We start from the raw sequence: 3321 nt of genomic DNA on the forward strand, positions 1-3321 counted from the left end.
ACGCCTTCGTCGCCGGCCTCGTCGTGCTCGTCGTCGATCTCGCCGACGATCTGCTCCAGCACGTCCTCGATGGTGACGAGGCCCGCCACGCCGCCGTATTCGTCGATCACGATCGCCATGTGATTGCGCGACTGGCGGAACTCGCGCAGCAGCACGTTGAGGTTCTTCGATTCCGGAATCAATACAGCCGGGCGCAGCAGCGCATGGACATTCGCCGGGGAATGGTCGGCGCTGGTGCCCCTCAGCAGGTCCTTGGCCAGCAGGATGCCGAGGATCTCGTCCTTGTCCTCGCCATGCACCGGGAAGCGCGAATGGCCGGATTCGACCACCTGGGCGATCAACTCCACCAGGCTGGCGTCGGCGGGCAGGGTGACCATCTGCGCACGCGAGACCATCACGTCGCCCACGGTCATGTCGGCCACGCCAATCGCGCCTTCCATCATCCGCAGCGTGTCCGCGCCGATCACGCCATCGGCCTGCACGTCTCGCAGCAGTTCGATCAGGTCTTCGGGGCTGGTGGGCTCGCCGGACAGCGCGGCACTGATCCGTTCCAGCCACGAGCGGTGGGTTTTTTCCGATGATTTCTCTTCGGATTCGGCGGGGGTGCGACTGTCGTCCTCGGGCATTGGCTGCATTGATGGGTGGTTTGGAACAGCATCAGTCTAACGAATCGCGACGGTAAGGACTGCATTGCCGCCTGTCCCTGTCATTCCCTCGGGCTTGCCGGCAGCAATCGCGGGGCGTCCGAATCATGCACGTGAGCGCCCTGGCCGGGGTGCGGGACGTGCGTGGCGGGCCTCAAGCGAGTGGACTGGTAGGCCTCATAATGGACGTGTCCACGGTATGGAGAGGGCTGGATGCGGCTTGTCGTACTGACGCGGTGCAGTCCTGTTCCAGGCACTTTGCGCAGGCTTCTGCTGCTGGTGCTGCTCGCGGCCGCCATGGGCGCCTGCACCAGGACGGAACCGCAGCCGGTGGCGCAACCCGCAGTGCGGTCAACAGCGCCGGAGTCGCGCGTTACCAATGCCCGGGTTGCGATCTTCCCGTTCACGCCCGGCGAGGAGGTGGCGGTCTATCGGGCCGATGGCATCGCGCGCCACCTCGCAGCGGCCTTGTCGCGTCCGCCTGCGTTGACCGCGATTGCCCCCGATTCCTCGTTCCGGCTGCGGCGCTCCGAAGACCTCGATAGCGTGATCGGGAGGCGACTGGGTGCCAGCCATCTGGTGCGCGGTCGGTTGGTCGAGCGTGATGATCGGGTGATCCTTGAACTGGACCTGCTGAGAGCCAGCGATGGAAGTCCACTTTGGCACGGCCAGGTGGAGCGCCCGGCCACCGAATTGGCAGGGCTGGCGGGAACCGCTGCAGAGGCGATCGAGAAGGTCCTTGGCGTGGCGGTGTCTCCGGTCCGCGAAACCCGGGATCTTCCGACCGGAGGCAGTGCGATCGCCTTCGATGCGCTCCTGCAAGGGGAGATGGCGTTCGAGCGTGGCGACGTGGCCTCCACCCAGGCAGCGATCGATGCCTTCACTCGTGCGAATGCGTTGGATCCACAATGGGCGCGACCGCGGGCGCTGTTGGCCCTGGCCAAATTGCGGCTCGCCGCGTGGTCGTCACCCGCATCCTCGAGCCAGGGCGATGCCCTGCGCGAGCAGGCACGGGTCGATGCCGATGCTGCCCTGCGCCTCGACCCGCGTGACCCGGTGGCGCACCGCGCACTCGCGACCTGGTTGGGCGAGGTCGCGCTCGATGCCGTCAGTGCCGAGGATGAAATTCGCCGTGGGCTGGCGCTGAGTCCGGGCGATCCGGATCTGCTTGGCATGCTGGCGGTGCGCCAGACCGGCTTTGCAAAGCTGGACGAAGCAGCGGCCACGTTGCGGCAGGCGCTGGAACTCGATCCCCTGTCCGCGCCCATGCTGTACCAGCTGGGTTACGTGAACCTTGGTCTTGCTGATTACCCGCAGGCCGAGGACGCGCTGCGGCGCGCACGCGACCTCGAGCCGAATATGCCGCTGGTGCATGCTTTCCTCGCGGTGGCCCTGTTCCAGCAGAATCGCACGCAGGAGGCGATCGACGCGGCCAGACGCGAGCCCGCGCCGCTGTGGCGCACGTATGCGCTGGCGATGGCGTACTGGGCCAATGGCGAGCGCGAGCGATCCGAGACCGAACTGCAGGCGCTGATTCGCGAGCATGCCGCCGATGCGCCGACCCAGATCGCCGGCGTGTATGCCCAGCGCGACGACCGCGACGCCCTGTTCCACTGGTTGGGCGTGGCGCAACGCACCGGCGATCCCGGCATCGTCGAGATTCGTTACATGCCGTTCGTGGCGCGCTATGCCGATGACCCGCGTTTCAAAGCGATCCTGACCGACCTCGATATTGCTGGTTCGGGGAACGTTGCGGGGGACCGAAGATAGACCGCCGGGCCTACGGTGTCCTTGGCTTGATGTCGAAGGTGGCCGAGGGGGCGTCACTGCGCTCCAGGGCGGACAGGTGGATTTCGTATGGGCCAACGTCGACGAACGTGGGCTTGTTGCCCATCGAACTGGTGTTGAGGCTGAATTCCCTGCCGCTGCTGCTGCCGGCGGGTGCCCAGCGCATCTGGATTTCCGCATTGCCGGCCCAAACGCATTGCACGTCGGGTGGACAGCGGGAATCGTTGATGAGTTGTACATAGGTCAGGCGGCTGCCGTCGGCAAGGGTTGCATGGTTGCCTATCGCCAGCTTCAGTGACTGGCTTGCCTGCGAGGCCGGTGGTACGGGATCGGTTGCCATGCGGACCTCCGTTTGCGTTGCAGGGGCAGGATGCGAATCGCGCGCAGGTATCCCGGCTTCGGAACTGGCGCACCCGGCCATGGAAAACGCCCCCAGGATGAGCGCAATGGGGATGATCGATCGTTGCACGGCAAAGGCCTCTTCCGGGTTCGTTCCGTTGGATTGTGCGCTGGTTCCGTAAACGATGCGAGGTTGCAATCAGTCGCATTGCTGGTGCGTTCAGTCTGCGAATGCGGCGTGGTGGTCGGCGAGCCGGAGAGGTTCAGGCAGTCGGTGTTGACAGACGTAACGCATGACGAGGCCCGGGGCAGATGCCATGGAAACGCGATGACCGGGCGAGACGATCAGTGGGTCTACGCCCACCTTGCTGCGCAACAACCAGCCGACCTGCTCCTTGCCGTCGCGCAATGGAGTGAACGCCCCGCGCATTTCGTGCAGCGCGAGCCGTGAGCTTCCGACCAGAAGGTCTTGGCCGATGCCGATGCAGGGCAGGTCGGCTGCCAGGCCCAGGTGCGAGGCAGAGCCGAGGCGGCGCGGATGGTCGATGCC

Annotated in this window: 4 protein-coding genes; 1 reads left to right on the forward strand and 3 read right to left on the reverse strand. The window is 65.7% G+C overall.

Going from position 1 to position 3321, the window contains the following annotated elements; genetic code table 11:
* The coding region (locus IT472_RS12300) for a CBS domain-containing protein (RefSeq protein WP_297181981.1) at positions 1-626 on the reverse strand (626 nt) is incomplete at its 3' end.
* Positions 627-857: 231 nt separating this feature from the next.
* Between IT472_RS12300 and IT472_RS12305 the strand changes: the two genes are divergently transcribed.
* Positions 858-2414 carry a tetratricopeptide repeat protein gene (locus IT472_RS12305; protein WP_297181983.1) on the forward strand — a complete coding sequence of 519 codons (1557 nt, stop codon included), beginning with the start codon at positions 858-860 and terminating at the stop codon, positions 2412-2414.
* 10 nt (positions 2415-2424) lie between these two features.
* Here IT472_RS12305 and IT472_RS12310 read toward each other — a convergent pair whose 3' ends face one another.
* Complete coding sequence (locus IT472_RS12310; protein WP_297181985.1) at positions 2425-2772, reverse strand: hypothetical protein; 348 nt, start codon at positions 2770-2772, stop codon at positions 2425-2427.
* Positions 2773-2991: 219 nt separating this feature from the next.
* Positions 2992-3321 (reverse strand): endonuclease V (locus IT472_RS12315; RefSeq protein WP_297181987.1); only part of this gene is annotated, 330 nt, incomplete at its 5' end.

This window comes from Thermomonas sp. (assembly GCF_020850895.1).
In the GTDB taxonomy this organism is placed as follows: Bacteria; Pseudomonadota; Gammaproteobacteria; order Xanthomonadales; family Xanthomonadaceae; genus Thermomonas.

Coding starts and splice junctions, on each gene's coding strand:
- IT472_RS12305 (WP_297181983.1), top strand. CDS start 858: ATGCGGCTTGTCGTACTGACGCGGTGCAGTCCTGTTCCAGGCACTTTG.
- IT472_RS12310 (WP_297181985.1), bottom strand. CDS start 2,772: ATGGCAACCGATCCCGTACCACCGGCCTCGCAGGCAAGCCAGTCACTG.